The sequence below is a fragment of the Acidovorax facilis genome (assembly GCF_050626955.1).
Classification (GTDB): domain Bacteria; phylum Pseudomonadota; class Gammaproteobacteria; order Burkholderiales; family Burkholderiaceae_C; genus Acidovorax; species Acidovorax facilis.
The window spans coordinates 1,684,947-1,706,580 of sequence record NZ_CP192460.1 but is presented as its reverse complement, the minus strand read 5'-3'; the positions used below and the strand labels follow the sequence as shown (position 1 = coordinate 1,706,580).

Below are 21,634 nucleotides of genomic sequence, written 5' to 3'. Positions count from 1 at the left end.
GCCAGAGCGAGGGTGCGACAGAAACATTTGGAAAAAACAGGCCCTACCGCTTATCCAGCAACGATTTCACGCTATGAATATTGATATTCTGCAGCAGTGCCAGCAAGGCCCGGGGCCGGATGGGGGCAGCGTTCCTGGGTTACGCGCCGTGTGCGTCCTGCGGGTCCTGCGCATCCACCCCATTGGTTTTGCGCACCAGTGCCTCAAACTCGGCCACGGGCACGGGCGGGCTGAAGAGGTAGCCCTGCCAGGCGTGGCAGTTGTGGCGCTCCAGAAACTCGCGCTGGGCCTCGGTTTCCACCCCTTCGGCGATCACGCGCAGGCCCAGGCTGGTGCCCAGGGCTACCACGGTGCGTGCGATAGCGGCGTCGTTGGGGTCGGTGAGCACGTCGCGCACAAAACTTTGGTCGATCTTGAGCTGGTCCAGCGGCAGGCGCTTGAGGTAGGCCAGCGACGAGTACCCGGTACCAAAGTCGTCCAGCGAGAAGCCCACGCCATATCCCTTGAGCTGGCCCATCTTCTCGATCGTGTCTTCCACGTCCTGCAGCAGCAGGCCTTCGGTCAGTTCCAGCTTGAGCTGCGGCCCCTGCGCGCCTGAGCTGGCCAGTGCTGCCAGCACCTGGGCCACAAAACCGGCTTGGTGAAACTGGCGCGGGCTCACGTTCACGGCCAGCCCCAAACCCGCAAGGTCGGCGTGCCGCGCCCAGCGGGCCAGTTGCGCGCAGGCCGCCTGGAGCACCCATTCACCCAGCGGAAGGATGAGGCCGGTCTCTTCCGCCAGCGGAATGAAATGCGCAGGCGAGACAAACCCATCGCGGGGATGGCGCCAGCGCAGCAGCGCCTCGGCCCCCGTGATGCGGCCCCGGTCGATCTGCGGCTGGTAGTACAGCTCGAACTGGCCCTGCGCCAGGCCGATGCGCATGTCCAGCTCCAGCGCGGCGCGCGCGCTGACAGCAGCCTGCATCTGGGGGTCGTAAAAGCGCAGGGTGTCGCGGCCCGCATTTTTGGCCTGGTAGAGCGCCAGGTCGGCCCGCTTGAGCAGCTCGTCGACCGTCTCGCGCATGCCGCTGAAAATGGTGACCCCCATGCTCAGCGAGCTGTGGTGCGCCGCGCCGTTGAGCACGTAGGGCTCGCGCAGGGCGGTCAGGATGCGCTGACCCACTTCTTCGCTGCGGGCCGCAGCCTCCTCAGGGTTGTCGCCCAGGTCTTCCAGCACCACCACAAACTCGTCGCCCCCCTGGCGGGCCACGGTGTCGTCCTCGTGCACGCAATTGCGCAGCCGGTGGGCCACCTGCAGCAGCAGGTTGTCGCCGCTGTCGTGGCCCCGGGTTTCGTTCAGTGTCTTGAAATTGTCCAGATCCAGCAGCAGCAAGGCGCCGCTGCGCTGGTGGCGGGCACTGGTGGCCAACGCCTGCTGCAACCGGTCCATGAGCAGGCGGCGGTTGGGCAAGCGGGTGAGCGGGTCGTAGTAGGCCAGGTTGTTGATCTCTTCCTCGGCCGCCTTGCGCTGACTCAGGTCCTGCATGGTGACAAGGTGCCCGCCCTCCACCACCACCCCCGACACCTCGACGGGCCGCCGTGTGCCATCGGCACAGCGAATGGTGTACTCGCGGGCGGGTATCACCCCGTCGCCCGCCACGGCCTGCTTTGCGGCCTGGCGCCAGGCATCGTGGACAGCGGTGCGTTCAGATTCGTCGGGGTAAGCGCGCTGCCACCAGGTTTCCACGTCCGGTACGTCTTGCGCCGTGTAGCCGCAGATCTGCACGTAGCGGTCGTTGCGAAAACTGATGCGGCCGTCGGTCTGGACCAGGCACAGGCCCATGGGCAGGCGTTCCAGGATGCCGCGCAGCCGGTGCTCGTTGCTGCGCAGGGTGTCTTCCATGCGCTTGCGCGCGGTGATGTCCTGCACCACCGCGATGTGGTGGTCAGGCCGGGCCCCGGGTACCCACATGGGCGACACCGTGAGGTCCACCCACACGATGTGCCCGCTCTTGTGGAGGTAGCGCTTTTCGAGCCGGTACTCGGGCACTTCGCCTTTCTTGAGGCGTTCCAGGTGCTGCGTGTCGGCCTCCAGGTCGTCAGGATGGATGAGGGCCTGGACATGGAGCGCAGCCATCTCGTCAGGGCTGTAGCCCACGATGTCGCAATAGCGCTGGTTGGCGCGCAGAAATCGGCCGGTGGTGGTGTCCAGCAGCGCCACGCCCACGCTGGCCTGGTTGAACAGGGCATGAAACCGTTCTTCGCTTTCGCGCCGGGCATCTTCGGACACCTGGGCCCGTGCGAGGGCCAGCGTGCGCTGGCGCACCAGCAGGCCCACGGTAGACGCGAGCAGCAAGGAGACCAGCGCACCGCCCAGCCCCACCAGCACAGGCAGCCGCGCCTCGGAGGGCGACAGGAACGAGCGCGCCGGGTAGAAGGTCAGTCGCCAGCGCCGGTCATGCACCTGCAGGTCGCGCACAAACGGCTGCGCGCCCGGCAATGCCGCCGATGACTGTGCCAGCAAGGGCCGCACCGTGGAGTCGGCAGAGCCTGCCCGCACCGAACCATGGTCGGCCATGGAAACGACGATCCCGTTGAGCAGGCCCTGGCTGCCCAGCGCCTGCACCAGGTCATACACCCGGATGGTGGATGCCACAGCCCCCAGAAAACGAGGCTCCGGCGTGCCCGCCGTGTAGTCGAAAACCGGCACGCGGATCACGAATCCCTGGCGGTGTGTTTCTTCCTGCAGCAAATCAAACGGGGCAGAGACCACGGTGTGGCCGCTGTCCCGGCTGTACTGCATGGCGGCCAGGTTGGTGGGCTGGCTGCTGATGTCAAAGCCCAGCACACCTTCGTTGCCTGCCATGGGCCACAGGTATTCGGCCACAAAGTATTCCGCCCGTTCGCCCGGCGGCCGGATGGTGAAGTTGGGGTAGCCCTGGGAGGTCAGCGAAGTGTCGGCACGCACGCGGGCTTCGTAGGCGGCCCGCTCGGCGCCAGGCACCCAGCGGGTGAAGGACAGGTTGCGCACACCGGGGTAGCGCTGGCCCACCTCCAGGTCGCTGGCCGCGCGCTCAAACTCCAGGCGCGTGAGGTGGGGATTCGCCGTGAACAGGCCGCGCAGGCCGTTGACGACTTCGGTATGCCCTTCGATGCGCTGGCTCAGCGCATCGGCAAACCCGCGCGCCTCCTGCATGAATCGCGCGCGCCCGACCTGGGCCACAGAGTCGGCCTGCTGCCAGGCCAGCCAAAGGCTTACCGTCACGCCGAGCACAGCCACGCCCAACCCGGCCATCCAGTGCCGGTATCGACCGTTTTGCGTCAGTGGGGCCATGGCGTGGGGCGGGTGGTCGTTGGCATTCGGTATCAGAGCAGAGCCTGGACAAAGGTACCTGCGTTATGGGCATGTGCCATGGCAGCCGCACCAAGGATTCGGGCAAAGCGCAGGATAGCGGCAATCTGCCATCCGTTGGAGCAAGCGGTGGCACAACAACTGGTTACCAATCAGTTATTTGGTAGAAAGTGCCGTCAGCGCAACACCCTCATGCGTCGACAGCTATGAATTGATGAGCGGTTTTCATAACCCAGGTCAAGAGAGTGTCTGCCCCGGGCGGCCCGCCACCGGGTACGGCGCAAAGCGGCTTCGATTCTCGTTCACATCCAGCGCGCGCCCTATGGGGGGAAACGCCCGCTGCGGGCAGGCGTCGCGCTCACACACCTTGCAGCCCATGCCGATCGGCACGGCGGCCTCGGGGTTGGCGAGGTCCAGCCCACGGGAATACACCAGTTGCGGCGCATGGCGGATGTCACAACCCAGGGCTACGGAGAACTCCTTGCCGGGCACACCCCAGCCGCCGCCGCTGCGCGACACCACGCGCGCCACCCACAGGTAGGCGCGACCATCGGGCATGCGTGCCACCTGCGGCACGATGCGGCCCGGCTGTGCGAAGGCCTCGTACACATTCCACAGCGGGCAGGTGCCGCCGATCTTGCTGAAGTGAAAGTGTGTGGCCGACTGCCGCTTGCTGATGTTGCCCGCGCGGTCCACGCGGATGAAGAAGAACGGCACGCCGCGCGCGCTGGGCCGCTGCAAGGTGGACAGGCGGTGGCACACCGTCTCGAAACCCACGCCAAACTGGTGGCCGAGCCGGTCGATGTCGTAGTGCGCCGCCTCGGCCGCCCGCAAGAAGGCTGTGTAGGGCAGCACCAGCGCCCCCGCAAAGTAGTTGGCCAGACCGATGCGCGCCAGCGCCCGGGCCTGGTCGCTGGACAGCCCGGCGCTGTCGGCCAAGCGCTGCAGCTCCGCGCCCTGCTCCAGAAACGCCAGCTGCGTCGCCATCTGAAACGCGCGCTGCCCGCGCTCCAACCCCGCCGCCAGCTGCAGCAGCCCGGCCTCGGCCTGGAACACGCGCTGCGCCTGGCCAGGCAGGTCGGCCACATCCACCACGCGCACCCCGTGGGCCACGAGCAGGCGTTGGGCCAGCGCCTCATCGGCCCGGCCGGGCAGCAGGCCCCAGTCGGCGGCACATCGCTCGGCCGCGTCGTCCAGCTGGGCAATGTGGTTCTGGCGCGCAAAGAAGAAGTCGCGTACTTCTTCATAGGCCATGGGTGGGTGCGGGGCCAACACGCCCTCGCCGCTGCGGTCGTTGCCCAGGGCCGCCAGCCGCTCCAGGGCCTGCCGGTGCCGCTGGTGCAACGCAAGCAGCGTGCGGGCCACCGCGGGCATGCCGGCGGCCAGCTCGCGGATCTCGGCCAGAGACACGGCGTCGCCAGCGCCGTCTCCGGCCAGGCCCGCAGGCAGGTCCGCCAGCACCTCGCGCAGGCCGGTGATCAGGCGCGCCTCGTCGTCGTCCGAAAAGCGCTGCACATCCACACCGAACACGGCGTTGATCTTGAGCAAAACAGGCACCGTGAGCGGGCGCTGGTTCTGCTCGAGCTGGTTCAGGTAACTGGCCGACAGGTCCAGCGCCCGCGCCAGCGCAATCTGGGTCATGCCGCGCTCTTCGCGCAGGCGGCGCAAGCGCACACCCATGAAGGTTTTTTTCATTCCATCTTTCTCAGCGGCGCCTGGTAGCACCTTCACCATCATTCGCAATATTTGCAAATTGACGGTTTTTATTCGCAATCATTCGCCAATTCAGGACTTACAGAGGGATGTCATTGTGCGTAAATTGCGAAGCATGACAACCCCCACTGGCACCGTCGAGCTGACGGAAATCGTGTTCCCCGCCGAAGCCAACCACTACGGCACGCTGTTTGGCGGCAACGCCCTGCAGCTCATGGCCAAGGCGGCGTTTCTGGCAGCGCGCGGCGCCGCACAGCGCGATGTGGTGATGGCGGGCGTGACCGACGTGCGTTTTCTGGCCCCCGTGCCCGTGGGTCATGTGCTCACGCTGCGCGCCTGGGTCAGCCGCATCGGGCGCAGCTCGCTCACCGTGTGTGTGACGGGCCTGGCCGCCACGCTGGGCTCTCCCCCAGAAGAGGTGCTGAAGGGGATTTTTGAAATGGTGGCGGTGGATGCCAAAGGCCGTCCCGTTGCCATCACCAATTCGTATCTGAACCAGGAGACCGCATGACCACCACCACCGCAGACACCCCGGGCTTCAAGCCCAAGAAATCCGTGGCCCTGTCGGGCGTGACGGCAGGCAACACCGCCCTGTGCACCGTAGGCCGCACGGGCAACGACCTGCACTACCGGGGCTACGACATCCTGGACATCGCCGAGGTCTGCGAGTTTGAAGAGATTGCCCACCTGCTGGTGCACGGCAAGCTGCCCACGCGCGCCGAGCTCCGGGCCTACAAGGCCAAACTCAAGGCCCTGCGCGGCCTGCCGTTGTCGGTCAAGCAGGCACTGGAGCAACTGCCCGCCGCCAGCCACCCCATGGACGTGATGCGAACGGGCGTCTCGGCCCTGGGCTGCGCGCTGCCTGAGAAGGACGACCACAACCTGCCAGGCAGCAGAGACATTGCCGACCGGTTGATGGCATCACTCGGCTCCATGCTGCTGTACTGGTACCACTGGGCCAGCTCGGGCCGCCGCATCGAGGTGGAGACCGATGACGATTCCATAGGTGCGCACTTCTTGCACCTGCTGCATGGCACCCCACCCAGCGCAGCGTGGGAGCGTGCCATGCACACCTCGCTCAACCTGTACGCCGAGCACGAGTTCAACGCCAGCACCTTCACCGCCCGCGTGGTGGCGGGCACGGGCAGCGACATGTATTCGGCCATCACCGGCGCCATCGGCGCGCTGCGGGGCCCCAAGCATGGTGGTGCCAACGAGGTGGCTTTCGAGATCCAGAAACGCTACGACAGCCCGGACGAAGCCGAGGCCGACATCCGCCGCCGCGTGGAGGCCAAGGAGGTGGTCATTGGTTTTGGTCACCCGGTCTACACCGTGAGCGACCCGCGCAATGTCGTCATCAAGGGCGTGGCGCGCGGTTTGTCGGAAGAGGCCGGTAGCACCAAGATGTTCGACATTGCCGAACGGCTGGAATCGGTGATGTGGGAGGTGAAAAAGATGTTCCCCAACCTCGACTGGTTCAGCGCCGTGAGCTACCACATGATGGGTGTGCCCACCGCCATGTTCACTCCGCTGTTCGTCATCGCACGCACCAGCGGCTGGGCGGCACACATCATCGAGCAGCGGCAGGACAACAAGATCATCCGGCCGAGTGCGAACTACACCGGGCCGGAAGACCTGGTGTTTGTGCCCATAGAACACCGCGCGTGAGTTTCACCCGCCCCTTTCTTCCTCCCTCTCCCCTCGCGGGAGAGGGCCGGGGAGAGGGGGTGAAAAAGCACTGCGCCCCCTTGCAGGCGCCCCCTCTCCCCCAACCCCTCTCCCGCGAGGGGAGAGGGAAGTGCAGAGCCGGGCGCCAAAATATTCCGCCAGCCCACCCCATGATGAACACTCAATACCGCCGCCCCTTGCCCGGCACCGCTCTGGACTACTTTGACGCCCGCGCCGCCGTCGAAGCCCTGCAACCCGCCGCCTGGGCCACCCTGCCCTACACCGCCCGCGTGTTTGCCGAGAACATCGTGCGCCGCGCCGATCCGGCCACCGTCAACGACTGCCTGCGCCAGCTCGTCGAGCGCCGCAGCGACCGCGACTTCCCCTGGTACCCGGCGCGCGTCGTGTGCCACGACATCCTGGGCCAGACGGCGCTTGTGGATCTGGCAGGCCTGCGCGATGCGATTGCCAAGGAGGGCGGCGACCCGGCCCAGGTGAACCCCGTGGTGCCAGTGCAGCTGATCGTGGACCACTCGCTGGCCGTGGAATGTGGCGGGTTCGACCCCGACGCCTTCGCCAAGAACCGCGCCATCGAAGACCGCCGCAACGAGGACCGCTTCCACTTCATCGAGTGGACGAAAAAAGCTTTCGCCAACGTGGATGTGATCCCGGCGGGGAACGGGATCATGCACCAGATCAATCTGGAAAAAATGTCGCCCGTGGTCCATGCCGACCGGGGCGTGGCATACCCCGACACCTGCGTGGGCACCGACAGCCACACACCGCATGTGGACGCCCTGGGCGTGATCGCCATCGGCGTGGGCGGCCTGGAGGCCGAGAGTGTGATGCTGGGCCGCGCATCGATGATGCGGCTGCCCGAGATCGTGGGCGTGCAGCTGACCGGCCAGCGCCAGGACGGCATCACCGCCACCGATGTGGTGCTGGCGCTCACCGAGTTTTTGCGCAAGGCCAAGGTGGTGGGCGCCTACCTGGAATTCTTTGGCACCGGCGCGTCCAAGCTCACGATTGGCGACCGCGCCACCATCTCGAACATGGCGCCCGAATACGGCGCCACGGCGGCCCTGTTCAGCATCGACGAACAGACGCTGGAGTATCTGACGCTGACGGGCCGCGAGGCGGAACAAGTGAAGCTGGTCGCGACCTATGCCAAGGCAGCGGGATTGTGGTCCGACACCCTCAAAGATGCGGTGTACGCGCGCAACCTGGTGTTCGATCTATCGAGCGTGGTGCGCAACCTGGCCGGCCCCTCCAACCCGCATGCGCGCGTTGCCACGTCCGACTTGGCCGCCCAAGGCATCGCGGGCCCCTGGGCCATGCCCGCACCGCAGGACGGCACGATGCCCGATGGCGCCGTGGTCATCGCCGCCATCACCAGCTGCACCAACACCAGCAACCCGCGCAACGTGATCGCCGCCGCGCTGCTGGCGCGCAACGCCAACCGGCTGGGTCTCACGCGCAAGCCCTGGGTCAAGACCTCGCTGGCGCCCGGCTCCAAGGCGGTGGAGCTGTATCTGAAGGAAGCGGGCTTGCTGGCCGACCTGGAAAAGCTCGGCTTTGGCATCGTGGCCTTTGCCTGCACCACCTGCAACGGCATGTCGGGCGCGCTCGCCCCTGCCATCCAGCAGGAGATCATTGACCGCGACCTGTACGCGACGGCGGTGCTCTCGGGCAACCGCAACTTTGACGGGCGCATCCACCCCTATGCCAAGCAGGCCTTCTTGGCCTCGCCACCGCTGGTCGTGGCCTATGCGATTGCGGGCACGGTGCGGTTTGACATTGAAAAAGACGTGCTGGCGGTGGTGCACGGGAGGGAAGTTCGCCTCAAAGACCTGTGGCCCAGCGATGAAGAAATCGACGCCGTGGTGAAAACTGCCGTGAAGCCCGCGCAGTACCGCGCCGTGTACGAACCCATGTTCGCCATCCGACCGGGCGATGGCGAGCGCGTCTCGCCGCAGTACGGCTGGCGAACGCAGTCCACCTACATCCGCCGCCCGCCCTACTGGGACACCGAGGGCATCGGCGCGCTGGCCGCCCACCCGCGGACTTTGACGGGCATGCGTCCGCTGGCCATCCTGCCCGACAACATCACCACCGACCACCTGTCGCCATCGAACGCCATCCTGCCGGACAGCGCAGCGGGCGAATACCTGGCCCACATGGGCGTGCCCGAGGAGGACTTCAACTCCTACGCCACGCACCGGGGTGACCACCTCACCGCCATGCGCGCCACGTTTGCCAACCCGCAACTGTTCAACGAGATGGCCGTGGTCGATGGCAAGGTCCAAAAAGGATCGCTGGCCCGCGTGGAGCCCGAAGGCCAGGTGATGCGCATGTGGGAGGCGATTGAAACCTATCTGCACCGCCGCCAGCCGCTCATCATCATTGCGGGCGCCGACTACGGCCAGGGCTCCAGCCGCGACTGGGCCGCCAAGGGCGTGCGCCTGGCGGGCGTGGAGGTGGTGGTGGCCGAGGGGTTTGAGCGTATTCACCGCACCAACCTGATCGGGATGGGGGTGTTGCCGCTGGAGTTTGAGGTGGGGGTCAATCGCATCACGCTGGGGCTGGATGGGAGGGAGGTGTATGACGTGGAGGGTGATCTGATGCCCGGTGCGACGGTGATGCTTGTTGTTCAACACAAGCTGGGTGAGGTGGTGAGAGTGCCCATGCGCTGTCGGCTAGACACTGCAGAGGAGGTTTCGGTGTACGCGGCGGGTGGTGTGCTGCAGCGTTTTGCGCAGGATTTTTTGGCGGCGCGGGCTGGGGTCGCCCCCTCTCCCCAACCCCTCTCCCGCGAGGGGAGAGGGGCTCGCGCAAGATGACAATCGCTGCTATTTATCTTGCTCCCCTCGCCCCTTGTGGGAGAGGGGCCGGGGGAGAGGGGGCCTACCCATGGACCAACGCCAATTCACCAAAACCCTGCGCCAGAACATGTCCGACGCCGAACAGCTGCTCTGGAGGCACCTGCGCGCCCACCGCATGGACGGCCAGAAGTTCCGCCGCCAACAACCCATCGGCCCCTATATCGTGGACTTTGTGCATTTCGGTCTGCGGCTGATCGTGGAAGCCGATGGCGGGCAGCATGTGGATTCGGAGCACGACGCTGCCCGCGACGCCTGGCTGCACAGCCAGGGCTTCACCCTGCTGCGGTTTTGGAACAACGACATCCTGCACAACACGGATGCGGTGCTGGAAAGCATCTGGAATGCTGTGCGTGCGGGCACCCCCTCTCCCCCGGCCCCTCTCCCACAAGGGGCGAGGGGAGGAACACCATGAACAACCATCCTTCTCAAATCAAAACCCCTGCCACTTACATGCGTGGCGGCACTAGCAAAGGTGTCTTCTTCAAGTTGGAAGACCTGCCCGCCCCCGCGCAACAACCGGGCCCCGCCCGCGACGCCCTGCTGCTGCGCGTGCTGGGCAGCCCTGACCCGTACGGCAAGCAGATCGACGGCATGGGCAATGCGTCGTCGAGCACCAGCAAGGCCGTGATCCTGTCGCGCAGCACGCGGCCGGGCCACGACGTGGACTACCTGTTTGGCCAGGTATCCATCGACCAGCCCTTCGTGGACTGGAGCGGCAACTGCGGCAACCTCTCGGCCGCGGTGGGGCCTTGCGCCATCCACATGGGGCTGATCGATGCGGCGCGGATTCCGCAGGACGGCACCATCCCCATCCGCATCTGGCAGGCCAACATCGGCAAGACCATCGTGGCGCATGTGCCAATTGCCCATGGGCAGGTGCAGGAGACGGGTGACTTCGAGCTGGACGGCGTGACCTTTGCAGCCGCCGAGGTGGCGCTGGAGTTCATGGACCCGGCGGAGGATGGCGATGACGGGGGAGCCATCTCGACAGCGCCGGGCCGCCCCAAGCTGGCGAGGGCCCCCTCGGGGGGCAGCGAACCACACGCAGTGGGGAGCGTGGGGGCGTTATTCCCGACGGGCAACGTGGTGGACACCTTGGAGGTGCCCGGGGTCGGCAGCTTCGCCGCCACGCTGATCAACGCGGGCATCCCCACCATTTTTCTCAACGCGCAAGAGCTGGGTTACACCGGCACCGAGTTGCAGCAGGCCATCAACGGCGATGCGGCGGCACTGGCGCGCTTCGAGACGATCCGTGCATACGGCGCCCTGCGCATGGGCTTGATCCAGCAGCTGAGCGAGGCCGCCACCCGCCAGCACACCCCCAAGATCGCCTTCGTCGCGCCGCCTGCCAGCTACACGGCCTCCAGCGGAAAAGCCATTGACGCCAAGGACATCGACCTGCTGGTGCGCGCGCTCTCCATGGGCCAGCTGCACCACGCCATGATGGGCACGGCGGCCGTGGCCATTGGCACGGCCGCAGCCATCCCCGGCACGCTGGTCAACCTGGCAGCGGGCGGGGGCGTGCGCAGCAGCGTGCGGTTTGGCCACCCCTCAGGCACCCTGCGTGTGGGGGCCGATGCAGCGCAGGTCAACGGCCAGTGGAAGGTGACCAAGGCCCTGATGAGCCGCAGCGCCCGCATCCTGATGGAAGGCTGGGTGCGTGTGCCTGGCGGTATTTTTTGAGTTTTTTGGCCTCTTCCGCCCGTCCGTCAAGCCTTTATAGCTACAAAAACAATAGCAAATCAAATCCCTTGCAATTCATGAACACCAAACAACAACTCAAGGCCCTGGCCCACGCCCGCCGTGGCGTCATCGTGCCTGGCGCCTTCAACGCCCTCTCCGCCCGCGTGGTGGCCGACCTGGGGTTTGAAGCCATTTACATCACCGGCGCAGGCGTCACCAACATGTGGTTCGGCCTTCCGGATCAGGCCTTCATGGGGCTGACCGACATTGCCGACCACACGGCCCGCATACGCGACGCGGTGGAGCTGCCGCTCATCGTGGATGCTGACACGGGCTTTGGCAACGCCCTCAACACCTACCACGCGGTGCGCACGCTGGAGCGCGCCGGGGCCGACTGCATCCAGCTCGAAGACCAGGTCAGCCCCAAGCGCTGCGGGCATTTCAGCGGCAAGGAGGTGATCGGCACCGACGAGATGCTGGGCAAGATCAAGGCCGCCGTGGACGCGCGCCGCGACGCAGGCACACTCATCCTGGCGCGCACCGATGCCTGCGCCACCCAGGGCTTCGAGGCCGCCGTGGAGCGCGCCCAGCGGTTTGAGGAGGCCGGTGCCGACATCCTGTTTGTCGAAGCCGTCACCACGCTGGACGAGATCCGCGCCCTGCCCCAGCGGCTGGCAGCGCCGCAGCTCATGAACATGGTGATCGGCGGCAAGACGCCCATCACCAGCGCCGAAGAACTGGCCGCCCTGGGCTACGGTCTGGTGCTGTACGCCAACGCCGCGCTGCAGGGCGCGGTGGCGGGCATGCAGAAGGCGCTGACCGTGCTGCGCGACACCCAGCGCATTGATGAAGACCCCTCCCTGGTGGCGCCGTTTGCCGAGCGCCAGCGGCTGGTGCAAAAAATGACCTGGGATGCTCTGGAAGAAAAATACACATAAAAAATGCATACAGCGCTTTAACCACAAGCGTCAAAAGCTATTAATTTGATAGCATTCGGCACTCGTTTAATGGATATCCCTTGGGTTGCGGGCTGCATCCATGCCGCACAACAAGGGGGCGCACGGCACAATGGGTCTTCTTGGCACCTTGTGCGCGCTACCCTTCATGCAAAGCATCCCTTCTGAGAACGTGGTGGACCTGCTGCTCGACGCGGTCTGCGTCGTCCATGTGGACAGCACCATTGAGTTTGTAAGCCCGGCGTTCGAGCGCATCTTTGGCTACGCCCCCGAGGAAGTCATTGGCAAGCGCATGTTCGACCTGGTGCACCCCGAAGACCTGGCCGTCACCCAAAGCCAGGCGCGGCGTGTGATGGACGGCCATCTGCAGTTGCAGTTTGAAAACCGTTATGTGCGCAAGGATGGCTCCATCGCGCACGTCCGCTGGACTGCGCGCTGGTTGCCTGACAAGCAGCGGCGACTGGCGGTGGCGCACGACATCACCGAGCGCAAGTTCACCGAGTCCATGCAGGCGGTGATCTATGCCATCTCCGAAGCCGCTCACACCACACACAACCTGCAGGCGCTGTTCCAGCACATTCACCAGATCATCGGGCGCCTGCTGCCTGCGACCAACTTCGCGGTCGCGCTCTACGACGCCTGCAGTGATTCATTGAGTTTTCCGTACCACGTCAACGAACCGGGCGCCGCCCCCACGCCCCCGGCGCCAGTGCAGGATGCGCTGTGTGCCGAGGTGATCCACAGCGGCAGCACCCTTCTGTTGACGCCCGATACCCCCGACAACGCCGACCCCCGCGCCGCGCAACTGCGCCGGCAGCTACCCCAGGAACACGCACCGCTCTACTGGCTGGGCGTGCCGCTACAAACCCAGAAAGGCGCCATCGGTGCGCTGGTGCTGCAAAGCTACACCGAGCAGGCCCGCTACACCGAAAAAGACAAGGAGCTGCTGCAGTTTGTCTCCACCCAGGTCGCAGCCGCCATCGAGCGCAAGCAGATGCACGAACGCCTGGAGCACATGGCGCAGTACGACCAGCTCACGCACCTGCCCAACCGCCAGCTGTTTCTGGACCGACTCAAGACCGCACTGGCCCGCGCGCGGCGCGACCAAAGCCTGCTGTCGCTGCTGTTCCTCGACCTGGACGACTTCAAGCAGGTCAACGACAGCCTGGGCCATGCCATGGGCGACCTGCTGCTGCAGCGGGTGGCCCAGCGGCTGCTGGAGTGCGTGCGCGGCTCGGACACCGTCGCGCGCCTGGGGGGCGACGAATTTGTGGTGCTGCTGGAAGGCGGCCATGCCCGCGAACACGCCGCCGCAGCGGCCGACAAGATCCTGGCAGCCTTCGGCCAGCCGTTTGACCTGGAAGGTATCCGCCTGAGCATCCAGCCGAGCATCGGCGTGGCCATCTACCCCGAGCACGGGGGCGAAGAGCACCGGTTGCTGGGCCATGCCGACGAGGCGATGTACCTGTCCAAGAAAAGCGGCGGCAACCAGGTGCGGGTGGCTTCACCCCGGGATGGGCTGGTGCCTTGACGCTGGTTGCCGCACCGCCAGCCTGCTGAGCAGACCCGCCGCGCCCTCTCTCTTTTACTTCCACCCAAACCCTTTATTCCAAACGTTCCACGCCATGCTCTACAACGCGCTCCAGCTCGCCCATGTCCTGTCCATCATCGTGTGGATCGGTGGCATGGTGTTTGCCCATTTCTTTTTGCGCCCCGCAGCGCAGTCGCTGGAGCCTCCGCAGCGTGTGCGGCTCATGCACGATGTGCTGCAGCGCTTTTTCGCCGCCGTGGGGGTGGCCGTGCTGGTGGTGCTGGGCAGCGGGCTGTGGATGATCGGCCGCGTGGCGAAACAAACGGTGCAGGCCGGTGGCAGCTTTGCCATGCCACTGGACTGGACCATCATGGCCACGCTGGGCCTGGCGATGATGGTCATCTTCGGGCACATCCGGTTTGCGCTGTTCCGACGCCTGCAGCGGGCGGTGGCTGCATCGGACTGGCCCGCCGGCGGCAAGGCCCTGGGCAGCATCCGCAGCTGGGTGGGCGTGAATCTGGCCCTGGGCGTGGTGATCGTGGTGGTCACGCTGCTCGTCTAACGGTGGGCGCCCACCAGCGACCTGTTGGCCACCACACGCCCTGCGCTGTACCCCATTGATGAAACGCATTGCCTGGATCTCTTGTGCGGCCCTGGCCGTGTGCCTGCTCACCGCAGGCGCGGCCAGCTGGTGGGCGCAGCACCGCGTTGACAGTGCCCTGGCACAGACGGCACAACTGCAGCGCCAAGTGACCGAACTCAACAATGCGCTGCTGGGCTATACCCGCTACACCAGCTACCTCACCGCAGGCAAACAGACGCTGGCCGAGCAGATGAAGCTGCTCGCCGCCACCGTGGTCCGCGAAGAAGGAGCCACGCAGATCATCGAAAAATCGGTGCTGGGCATCGCATCCACCGGTGTAGTAGCCATCACCTACACCGCCGAATACGCCTTCGGCTTTGACCTGCGCCCCGAAAGCTACGAGCTGCACGCCACCAACGGCGGCATCGAGGTGCACATCCACCGCCCCGCGCTGGTGGCCGCACCAGCCGTTACCAACCTGCAGCACCGCATCCTCTCGGGCGGGCTGCTGACCGACAACAAGGGCGCTGTCATCAAGCTGAGCCAGGAGGCCGCCAAACGCGCTCGCCAGCAGGGCGAGGCCATGGCGTCCGATCCGGCCGTGCTGGCGCTGTGCGAAAAAAGCCTGACCGAGTTTCTGTACGGTTTTCTGACCAAACAGCCCGGCGTGAAGCAGGTGCCGCGCATCCGCGTGGTCTACAAACCGTCGGCGTAGGGGCCTGCTCCTACCCCAATTCCCCACCCATGGGGCTGACCCTCATGGTCCTGAGTGCATTGCGGCCGGGCGCCACAGAGCGTACCACCGCACGTACCATGGTGGACAAGGAGTTCTGACTTTGTTCCGTTTTTTCGAAAGCCGCCTTCCCCCCTATCCCCCCGCCGAACCTCACCTGCCCCCCAAAGACTTCATGGCCTTTGTGTGGGATGGCACCCGTGGCCTGCGTGGCTATGTAGCAGCCATGGCAGGCCTGTCTGCGGCCATCGCCATCTATGAAGCGCTGTTGTTTGCGGTGCTCGGCCATGTGGTGGACTGGATCTCCATCACGGCCCCGGGTGCGCTCTGGGCCGAGCGCAAAGGAGAGTTGATGGGCATCACCGCCCTGCTCCTGGCCTCGGTGCTGCTGGTGGCCGTGCAGACCAGCATCAAGCACCAGGTGCTGGCCATCAACTTCCCACTGCGCTTGCGCTGGAACTTTCACCGCCTGATGCTGGGCCAGAGCATGGCGTTCTACGCGGACGAGTTTGCGGGCCGCATCACCACCAAGATCATGCAGACGGCCCTTGCCGTGCGCGACATGATCTTCACGACCACCGACGTGGTGATCGGCATGGGCATCTACCTTGTCACCATCCTCGTGTTGCTGGCCGGGTTCGACGCGCGGCTGCTGGCGCCTTTTGCCGCGTGGATGGTGGCCTATGGCCTGGCCTGCTGGTACTTTGTGCCGCGCCTGGGCAAGGTGGGCAAGGCGCAGGCTGATGCGCGCTCGGTGATGACCGGGCGCATTACCGACGCGTACACCAACATCGCCACCGTCAAGCTGTTCTCGCACACGCGGCGCGAGTCTGAATTTGCGCGTGCCGCCATGGACGCGTTCAAGCTCACGGGCTATGCCCAGATGCGCCTGGTGAGCCGGTTCGAGATCGTGAACCACATCCTGGTGGTGGCCATGATCCTCAGCGCCTGCGGCACCGCGCTGTGGCTGTGGTCGGCGGGCGAAGTCGGTGCCGGTGCCGTGGCCGCCGTCACCGCCATGACCCTGCGCGTGTCGGGCCACGCCCACTGGGTGATGTGGGAGATGACCACCCTGTTCGAGAGCGTGGGCACCATCCAGGATGGCATCAACACGCTGACCAAACCCCGCACCGTGGTGGACGCGCCCGACGCTAAACCACTCGTTGTGACGCAGGGCGAAGTGCATTTTGAGGACATGACCTTTGCCTACGGTAGCGGCCCCGGGGCCCGCCCGGTCATCGACCGGCTCAACCTGACCATCCGCCCCGGGGAGAAAATCGGCCTGATTGGCCGCTCGGGCGCGGGCAAGTCCACGCTGGTCAACCTGCTGCTGCGCTTTCATGACGTGCAGTCGGGCCGCATCCTGATCGACGGGCAGGACATCGCCCATGTCACGCAGGACAGCCTGCGCCGCAACATCGGCATGGTCACGCAAGACACCTCGCTGCTGCACCGCTCCATGCGCGACAACATCCTGTATGGCCGCCCCGACGCCAGCGAGGCCGACCTGCACCAGGCGGCCGAGCGCGCCGAGGCGGCGGATTTCATCGCCACGCTCACCGACCTGCAGGGGCGCACAGGCTACGAGGCACATGTGGGCGAGCGCGGCGTCAAGCTCTCGGGCGGCCAGCGCCAGCGCGTGGCCATTGCACGCGTGATGCTCAAGGACGCGCCCATCCTGCTGCTGGACGAAGCCACCAGCGCGCTCGACTCCGAGGTGGAAGCCGCCATCCAGCAAAGCCTGGACGGCCTGATGCAGGGCAAGACGGTGATTGCCATTGCGCACCGCCTGTCCACCATTGCCGCCATGGACCGCCTCATCGTGATGGACGCAGGCCGCATCGTCGAAGAAGGCACCCACGCGCAGCTGCTGGGCCAGGGCGGCGTGTATGCGCGGCTGTGGGGGCACCAGAGCGGCGGGTTCCTGGGCGAATCGGAAGAAGACTGAGTCGGCGAGCAAGGTTACGAGCCACATGGGCGACACGCTGTCGCGCACGCGGCTGTGCGGCGGGTGTGTTGTCCCTACGGTGGCGGGTTTCAACCACTGGATGGAATCGCACCAATGATCAAAGTCACCGCCCTGTACCGCTGGCGCGAAGGCGCCACCTTCAATCACGACTACTACCACGGTGAACACATGCGAATTGCCCGCGCGGCACTGCAGCCACTGGGCCTGCTGCGGCTGGAGAGCGACCGCGTGCTCTACCCTGGCGATCCTCGCCCGGGCCAGGCGGTGGCGCTAACCAACGCGTTCTTCAGCGACCTGAAGCAGGCGCAGACGGCTGCCAAGCAGACGGCAGCGGCGCTGATGGCCGATGTGCCCAACTACACCAACATCGAGCCCGAGTCGTACTTGGCGCAACTGAACGAACACAGCTTGACCACGGCGGAGTAGCGCCCCTCCCGCAGCGTGCTGCGGGCTGTAGAATTTCAATCAAATTGGCCTCTAGCGCTCATTCATAAAGCGCCATTAGCTATATAAATAATAGCAATCTACAAATCCGCAGCCCATCCAGCCCGTCCGCCATGATCCCCGAAACGCCTTTGCCACCCACCCCGCTGCACATGCCTGTGCCCACCGGCGATCAGCTCAAGGCCGCCCGCACTGCCTCCGGGCTGAGCCAGGCCCAGGCGGCCGAACTCATGGGCTACCCGCTGCAGACCGGCAGCCGGGGCGGCGTGCAGTCGCGCACCTGGCAGGCGCTGGAGAGCATGAGCGACGAGCGCAACATGCAGGGGCCGGTGTTTGCGATGTTTCTGCTGCTGACGGGGCAGCACCCCGATTTCCACTTGGAACGCAACAAGCGACCAGACAGCGCGCACGGCCCAGAAGCGGCGGACGGCAAGGAAACTGCCTCCTCCAAATAGTCGCCCCGCCGCGCAGGGGGCGTCCCCCTCCCGCGCAGCGAGAGAGGGGGAAGGCGCGAAGCGACTCAGGGGGCGCCCCCCTTCTTCAATCTACCTTGATGTTTGCCGCCTTGATCACCTGGGCCCACTTCTCCACCTCGGCCTTCTGGAAAGCGGCGATCTGCGTGGTGTTGAGGTCGGCGGGCTCCATGCCAAAGCCCTTCAGGCGGGTCTGCATGTCGGGCTGGGCCAGGATCTTGCGGATCTCGTCATGCAGGCGCGTAACCACGGGCGTGGGCGTGCCAGCCGGCACAAAGATGGCCTGCCAGGACTGCACCTGGAAGTCCTTGAGTTCTGCCACGCCGGACTCGGCCACGGTGGGCACGTCGGGCATGGAGGCCAGGCGCTGGGGTGAGGTGACGGCAATGGCGCGCAGCTTGCCGCTCTGGATGTGCGGCGCGGCCACCACCGTGGTGTCAAACATCATGTCCACCTGGCCGCTGATCACATCCTGGATGGCCGGGCCGCTGCCTTTGTAGGGGATGTGGGTGAACTTCACGCCCGACTTGTACGCCAGCAACTCCACGGCCAAATGCTGCGAGCTGCCTGTGCCGGCCGAGGCCGACGACAGGCCGCCTTGCTTGCCCTTCGCCCCCGCCAGCACGTCCTTGAGGGTTTTGTAAGGGCTGTTGGCCGCCACCACCAGCACGACCGGGTTGGTGCCGATCAGCGTGACGGGGCTGAAGGACTTGATGGGGTCGTAGCCCAGCTTGGGGTAGAGGCTCACGTTGATGGCGTGCGAGCTGACGGTGCCGCCCAGCAGGGTGTAGCCATCGGGCGCAGAGCGCGCAGCAGCTTCAGAGCCGATGCTGCCCGCCGCGCCGCCCTTGTTCTCCACCACCACCGTGGTGCCAAGGGCAGTACCCAGTTGCTGGCCAATCAGCCGCGCCAGCGTGTCGGTGGTGCCACCTGCAGCAAACGGCACCATGTAGGTGATGGGCTTGCCGGTGGGCCAGGTGCCCTGGGCTGTGGCGGGCAGACTGACAAGGGTGCTGAAGGCTGCGGCCGCCAGGGCGGCGGTGTGGATGAGGGTTCTGCGTTGCATGGTGATGTCTCCTGGGTGTTTTGTGGATGGTGAACGGAACGGCGATAGAAAAACGGAGCGCAAAAAAGCCGGTGCGGCTGGCGCGTGCAATGCAATGGACGCTCAGGGCAGATCGACGATCTCGACCCAATTGGGGTTCTTGCCCACCGGCACCCGCGTGGGCGTGCCGGGGATGCCGGTGGCGGGGTCGATGGGGTGTAGCGCCAGGTGGTGCGACTCCTGCCCTGCCGCGATCAGAAAGCGGCCTGAAGAATCCACCGCAAAACCGCGCGGTGATTTCTCGGTGGGCACCTGGCCCAGCGGCTGGAGCTGGCCGGTGGCGGCATCCACGCGGAAGCTGCTGAGCGTGCTGGAGGTGCGCTCGGACGCATACAGCGTGCGGCCGTCGGGCGACAGGTGAATGTCGGCGGCCCAGGGCTTGCCTTTAAAACCTGCGGGCAGTGCCGTGGTGCGCTGCACCGGGCGCAGCGTGCCGCGCTCCTTGTCGTAGGCCATCACATGCACGGCGGCATCCAGCTCGTTCAGCACATACATGGTGCGCTGGGCGGTATCCCACACAAAGTGGCGCGGGCCGGATTTTTCGGGAGCAACCTGCGTGAGCGCGGGTTCATGGGCGGTGAGCCGGCCGCTCTCGGCATCAAAACGCCAGGCCGAAAGGTTGTCGCCCCCCAGGCTGGTGGCAAACACATGGCGGTTGGCCGCATCGGCGTGGATGGCGTGCGCCTGGGGCGCCGTGGGGATGAGCTGCTGCACCGCGCCCACCGCCCCATCCTTGCCAATGCTGTTGACCGTGATCTTGTGGCCGGGGTACGAGGCCGCAAACAGCCAGCGGCCCGTGGCATCGGTGGCGATGTTGGCCATGCTGTCGGCCAGCGGGGCCTCGCCCAGCTTGCGCAGCTTGCCGCTGGCCGGGTCGATGGCCAGGCTCACCACCCGGAACGGCTGCGAGCGCAGGGCCACATACAGCACCTTCTTGTCCGGGCTCACGGCCATCGGCATGGCGGTGCCGCCCAGCGGCACGGTGTCTACCGGCTTGAGCGTGGCAGTGTTGCGGTCCAGTTCCAGCACCGAGACATCCTGGCTGTCCGCGTTGGCGACATACACCCAGGTTGCCGCCCAGGCGCCGGGGGTGGACAGCGTGGCAACGGCTGCCAGTGCCAGTTGTGCCACCCGGGTGCGTGTGCGTGGTGTAGAGGTCATTGCCGTCTCCCGAAGGGGTCTGCGCGGTAGCAGGGCCTGGACCGCGGGTTGTGTGGGTGGATGGTCATCTGCCGGGCTGTGTGCTGAGGCACCCAGCTGTTGGCGGAGCGGTTGGGTTTTGTCATACGTTATATGTTGTCGTACAACAATATCAGCATTGTCACCACAAGCCTGTCTTACACACGCAGGGATTACCCGAATTTCGACGAACAATCTGCAAGGATTCCCCACCTGCCTGGCAGAGGAGGAATGCGGTCAGGAAAGAGCTAGTGAAAACCCTCAATCCGCCCTAAGGCCACCCAAAATTCTCACGGCATGTATTGCCATTTTGCAATCTTGGTTGTACGATGACTAACAACATCACTCAGGAGACATTCCATGACCCTGCGCCGTAGAGCCGCCCTTTTCGCCTGCATCGCCACCCTGGCAGCGGCCTCCGCCACCGCACAAAGCGCAGACTGGCCTGCAAAAACCCTGCGCATCGTGGTGCCCTACCCGCCCGGCGGCAGCTCGGACATCATTGCCCGCTCCATCAGCCAGGCGATGTCCGAGGCGCTCAAGCAGTCCGTCATCGTGGAGAACAAACCCGGCGCCAACGGCAACCTGGGCGCCGACTTTGTGGCCAAGGCCGAGCCCGATGGCTACACCATGCTGCTGTGCGACGTGGGCGCGCTGGCCATCAGCCCTTCGGTCTATACCAAGCTGTCGTTTGACCCCTCCAAAGACCTGCGTGGCGTGACCATGCTGGCCTACTCGCCCCACCTGCTGGTGGTGCACCCCTCGGTACCGGTCAGCAACCTCAAGGAACTGGTGGCGTACTCGAAGAAGAACGACCTGAACTTCGCCGTCACCGCTACCGGCAGCGCCCCCCACGTCGCTGGCGTGGCGCTGGAACGCGCCGCCGGTGCGCGCTGGCAATACATCCCCTACAAGGGCGGCGTCACTGCCATCCAGGACACCGTGGCCGGGCAGACGCAGATCCTGATGAACGGCATGCTCGCCACCCTGCCCCACGTGCAAAACGGCAAGCTCAAGGTGCTGGGCGTCTCCAAGGCCACGCGCATGCCGCTGATCGGCGACGTGCCCACCATTGCCGAGCAGGGCGTGCCCGGTTTCGAATCCGGCACCTGGCAAGGCATTCTGGTCCCGCGTGGCACGCCGGAAGCCGTCGTGCAGAAGCTCAACAAGGCGCTGATCACCGCCATTCGTGCGCCCGAGATCCGTTCGCGCCTGGCCGGCCAGGGCGCCGAGGTGGTCACCATGACCCCTGCCGAACAAGACCAGTTCTTCGCCAAGGAGCGCGCCCGCTGGGCCACTGTGGTGAAGGCCGCCAACATCAAGCTCGACTAAGAAGGTGTCAGCGAACCCCTCATGCCCGCTCATCCCGCCAAAACACGCCCAC

General features: G+C 65.7%; 17 protein-coding genes. 13 read left to right on the top strand and 4 right to left on the bottom strand.

Annotation, left to right across the window (positions count from 1 at the left end; all coding sequences use genetic code 11):
- Positions 1–139 precede the first annotated feature (139 nt).
- Positions 140–3,313 carry a bifunctional diguanylate cyclase/phosphodiesterase gene (locus tag ACQ4MJ_RS07685; protein WP_431149333.1) on the bottom strand — a complete coding sequence of 1,058 codons (3,174 nt, stop codon included), beginning with the start codon at positions 3,311–3,313 and terminating at the stop codon, positions 140–142.
- A 255-nt stretch (positions 3,314–3,568) separates the two neighbouring features.
- Positions 3,569–5,026, bottom strand: a complete 1,458-nt coding sequence (locus tag ACQ4MJ_RS07680; protein WP_431149335.1) for a short-chain fatty acyl-CoA regulator family protein — start codon at positions 5,024–5,026, stop codon at positions 3,569–3,571.
- Between the two features lie 133 nt (positions 5,027–5,159).
- Here ACQ4MJ_RS07680 and ACQ4MJ_RS07675 point away from each other — a divergent pair, with 133 nt between their 5' ends.
- The 12 genes from ACQ4MJ_RS07675 (at position 5,160) to ACQ4MJ_RS07620 (ending at position 17,948) form a co-directional block, all read left to right on the top strand.
- A complete protein-coding gene (locus ACQ4MJ_RS07675; protein WP_056062575.1) occupies positions 5,160–5,555 on the top strand; it encodes an acyl-CoA thioesterase in 396 nt (131 codons plus the stop codon).
- A complete protein-coding gene (gene prpC, locus ACQ4MJ_RS07670; protein ID WP_431149336.1) occupies positions 5,552–6,712 on the top strand; it encodes a bifunctional 2-methylcitrate synthase/citrate synthase in 1,161 nt (386 codons plus the stop codon). Before ACQ4MJ_RS07675 ends, prpC begins: the two co-directional genes overlap by 4 nt.
- 173 nt (positions 6,713–6,885) lie before the next feature.
- A complete protein-coding gene (gene acnD, locus ACQ4MJ_RS07665; protein WP_431153100.1) occupies positions 6,886–9,552 on the top strand; it encodes a Fe/S-dependent 2-methylisocitrate dehydratase AcnD in 2,667 nt (888 codons plus the stop codon).
- Positions 9,553–9,622: 70 nt separating this feature from the next.
- Entirely contained in the window at positions 9,623–10,006 is a 384-nt protein-coding gene (locus ACQ4MJ_RS07660; RefSeq protein WP_431149337.1) for an endonuclease domain-containing protein, read from the top strand.
- The gene (locus ACQ4MJ_RS07655) at positions 10,003–11,277 is read left to right on the top strand and encodes a PrpF domain-containing protein (protein ID WP_431149339.1); all 1,275 of its coding nucleotides are present in this window, start codon (positions 10,003–10,005) and stop codon (positions 11,275–11,277) included. Before ACQ4MJ_RS07660 ends, ACQ4MJ_RS07655 begins: the two co-directional genes overlap by 4 nt.
- Before the next feature lie 77 nt (positions 11,278–11,354).
- The gene (locus tag ACQ4MJ_RS07650; RefSeq protein WP_431149340.1) at positions 11,355–12,215 is read left to right on the top strand and encodes an isocitrate lyase/PEP mutase family protein; all 861 of its coding nucleotides are present in this window, start codon (positions 11,355–11,357) and stop codon (positions 12,213–12,215) included.
- A gap of 166 nt (positions 12,216–12,381) precedes the next feature.
- Positions 12,382–13,764, top strand: coding sequence for a diguanylate cyclase domain-containing protein (locus tag ACQ4MJ_RS07645; RefSeq protein ID WP_431149341.1), 1,383 nt, complete (start codon positions 12,382–12,384; stop codon positions 13,762–13,764).
- A gap of 94 nt (positions 13,765–13,858) precedes the next feature.
- Positions 13,859–14,326, top strand: a complete 468-nt coding sequence (locus tag ACQ4MJ_RS07640; RefSeq protein WP_055397820.1) for a CopD family protein — start codon at positions 13,859–13,861, stop codon at positions 14,324–14,326.
- Positions 14,327–14,384: 58 nt separating this feature from the next.
- Positions 14,385–15,062, top strand: a complete 678-nt coding sequence (locus tag ACQ4MJ_RS07635; RefSeq protein ID WP_176886055.1) for a hypothetical protein — start codon at positions 14,385–14,387, stop codon at positions 15,060–15,062.
- A gap of 121 nt (positions 15,063–15,183) precedes the next feature.
- Positions 15,184–17,028: an ABC transporter ATP-binding protein gene (locus ACQ4MJ_RS07630; protein WP_431149342.1), complete on the top strand. Its 1,845-nt coding sequence runs from the start codon at positions 15,184–15,186 to the stop codon at positions 17,026–17,028.
- 114 nt (positions 17,029–17,142) lie between these two features.
- Positions 17,143–17,475, top strand: a complete 333-nt coding sequence (locus ACQ4MJ_RS07625; protein ID WP_431149343.1) for an EthD family reductase — start codon at positions 17,143–17,145, stop codon at positions 17,473–17,475.
- Positions 17,476–17,606: 131 nt separating this feature from the next.
- On the top strand, positions 17,607–17,948 hold the full coding sequence (locus tag ACQ4MJ_RS07620; RefSeq protein ID WP_431149344.1) for a helix-turn-helix domain-containing protein: 342 nt from the start codon (positions 17,607–17,609) through the stop codon (positions 17,946–17,948).
- 85 nt (positions 17,949–18,033) lie between these two features.
- Here ACQ4MJ_RS07620 and ACQ4MJ_RS07615 read toward each other — a convergent pair whose 3' ends face one another.
- Together ACQ4MJ_RS07615 and ACQ4MJ_RS07610 are read right to left on the bottom strand one after the other, a co-directional pair.
- On the bottom strand, positions 18,034–19,032 hold the full coding sequence (locus tag ACQ4MJ_RS07615; RefSeq protein ID WP_431149345.1) for a Bug family tripartite tricarboxylate transporter substrate binding protein: 999 nt from the start codon (positions 19,030–19,032) through the stop codon (positions 18,034–18,036).
- Between the two features lie 102 nt (positions 19,033–19,134).
- Positions 19,135–20,232 carry a lactonase family protein gene (locus tag ACQ4MJ_RS07610; protein ID WP_431149347.1) on the bottom strand — a complete coding sequence of 366 codons (1,098 nt, stop codon included), beginning with the start codon at positions 20,230–20,232 and terminating at the stop codon, positions 19,135–19,137.
- Positions 20,233–20,610: 378 nt separating this feature from the next.
- Here ACQ4MJ_RS07610 and ACQ4MJ_RS07605 point away from each other — a divergent pair, with 378 nt between their 5' ends.
- A complete protein-coding gene (locus tag ACQ4MJ_RS07605) occupies positions 20,611–21,582 on the top strand; it encodes a Bug family tripartite tricarboxylate transporter substrate binding protein (protein ID WP_121420250.1) in 972 nt (323 codons plus the stop codon).
- The last annotated feature ends 52 nt before the right edge of the window (positions 21,583–21,634 follow it).

What these genes read in the sequence shown, in the direction of transcription:
- prpC (WP_431149336.1), top strand. Translation starts at nt 5,552, where the DNA reads ATGACCACCACCACCGCAGACACCCCGGGCTTCAAGCCCAAGAAATCC.
- ACQ4MJ_RS07635 (WP_176886055.1), top strand. Translation starts at nt 14,385, where the DNA reads ATGAAACGCATTGCCTGGATCTCTTGTGCGGCCCTGGCCGTGTGCCTG.
- ACQ4MJ_RS07655 (WP_431149339.1), top strand. Translation starts at nt 10,003, where the DNA reads ATGAACAACCATCCTTCTCAAATCAAAACCCCTGCCACTTACATGCGT.
- ACQ4MJ_RS07605 (WP_121420250.1), top strand. Translation starts at nt 20,611, where the DNA reads ATGACCCTGCGCCGTAGAGCCGCCCTTTTCGCCTGCATCGCCACCCTG.
- ACQ4MJ_RS07650 (WP_431149340.1), top strand. Translation starts at nt 11,355, where the DNA reads ATGAACACCAAACAACAACTCAAGGCCCTGGCCCACGCCCGCCGTGGC.
- ACQ4MJ_RS07615 (WP_431149345.1), bottom strand. Translation starts at nt 19,032, where the DNA reads ATGCAACGCAGAACCCTCATCCACACCGCCGCCCTGGCGGCCGCAGCC.
- ACQ4MJ_RS07620 (WP_431149344.1), top strand. Translation starts at nt 17,607, where the DNA reads ATGATCCCCGAAACGCCTTTGCCACCCACCCCGCTGCACATGCCTGTG.
- ACQ4MJ_RS07675 (WP_056062575.1), top strand. Translation starts at nt 5,160, where the DNA reads ATGACAACCCCCACTGGCACCGTCGAGCTGACGGAAATCGTGTTCCCC.
- ACQ4MJ_RS07625 (WP_431149343.1), top strand. Translation starts at nt 17,143, where the DNA reads ATGATCAAAGTCACCGCCCTGTACCGCTGGCGCGAAGGCGCCACCTTC.
- acnD (WP_431153100.1), top strand. Translation starts at nt 6,886, where the DNA reads ATGAACACTCAATACCGCCGCCCCTTGCCCGGCACCGCTCTGGACTAC.
- ACQ4MJ_RS07610 (WP_431149347.1), bottom strand. Translation starts at nt 20,232, where the DNA reads ATGACCTCTACACCACGCACACGCACCCGGGTGGCACAACTGGCACTG.
- ACQ4MJ_RS07645 (WP_431149341.1), top strand. Translation starts at nt 12,382, where the DNA reads ATGCAAAGCATCCCTTCTGAGAACGTGGTGGACCTGCTGCTCGACGCG.
- ACQ4MJ_RS07640 (WP_055397820.1), top strand. Translation starts at nt 13,859, where the DNA reads ATGCTCTACAACGCGCTCCAGCTCGCCCATGTCCTGTCCATCATCGTG.
- ACQ4MJ_RS07660 (WP_431149337.1), top strand. Translation starts at nt 9,623, where the DNA reads ATGGACCAACGCCAATTCACCAAAACCCTGCGCCAGAACATGTCCGAC.
- ACQ4MJ_RS07685 (WP_431149333.1), bottom strand. Translation starts at nt 3,313, where the DNA reads ATGGCCCCACTGACGCAAAACGGTCGATACCGGCACTGGATGGCCGGG.
- ACQ4MJ_RS07680 (WP_431149335.1), bottom strand. Translation starts at nt 5,026, where the DNA reads ATGAAAAAAACCTTCATGGGTGTGCGCTTGCGCCGCCTGCGCGAAGAG.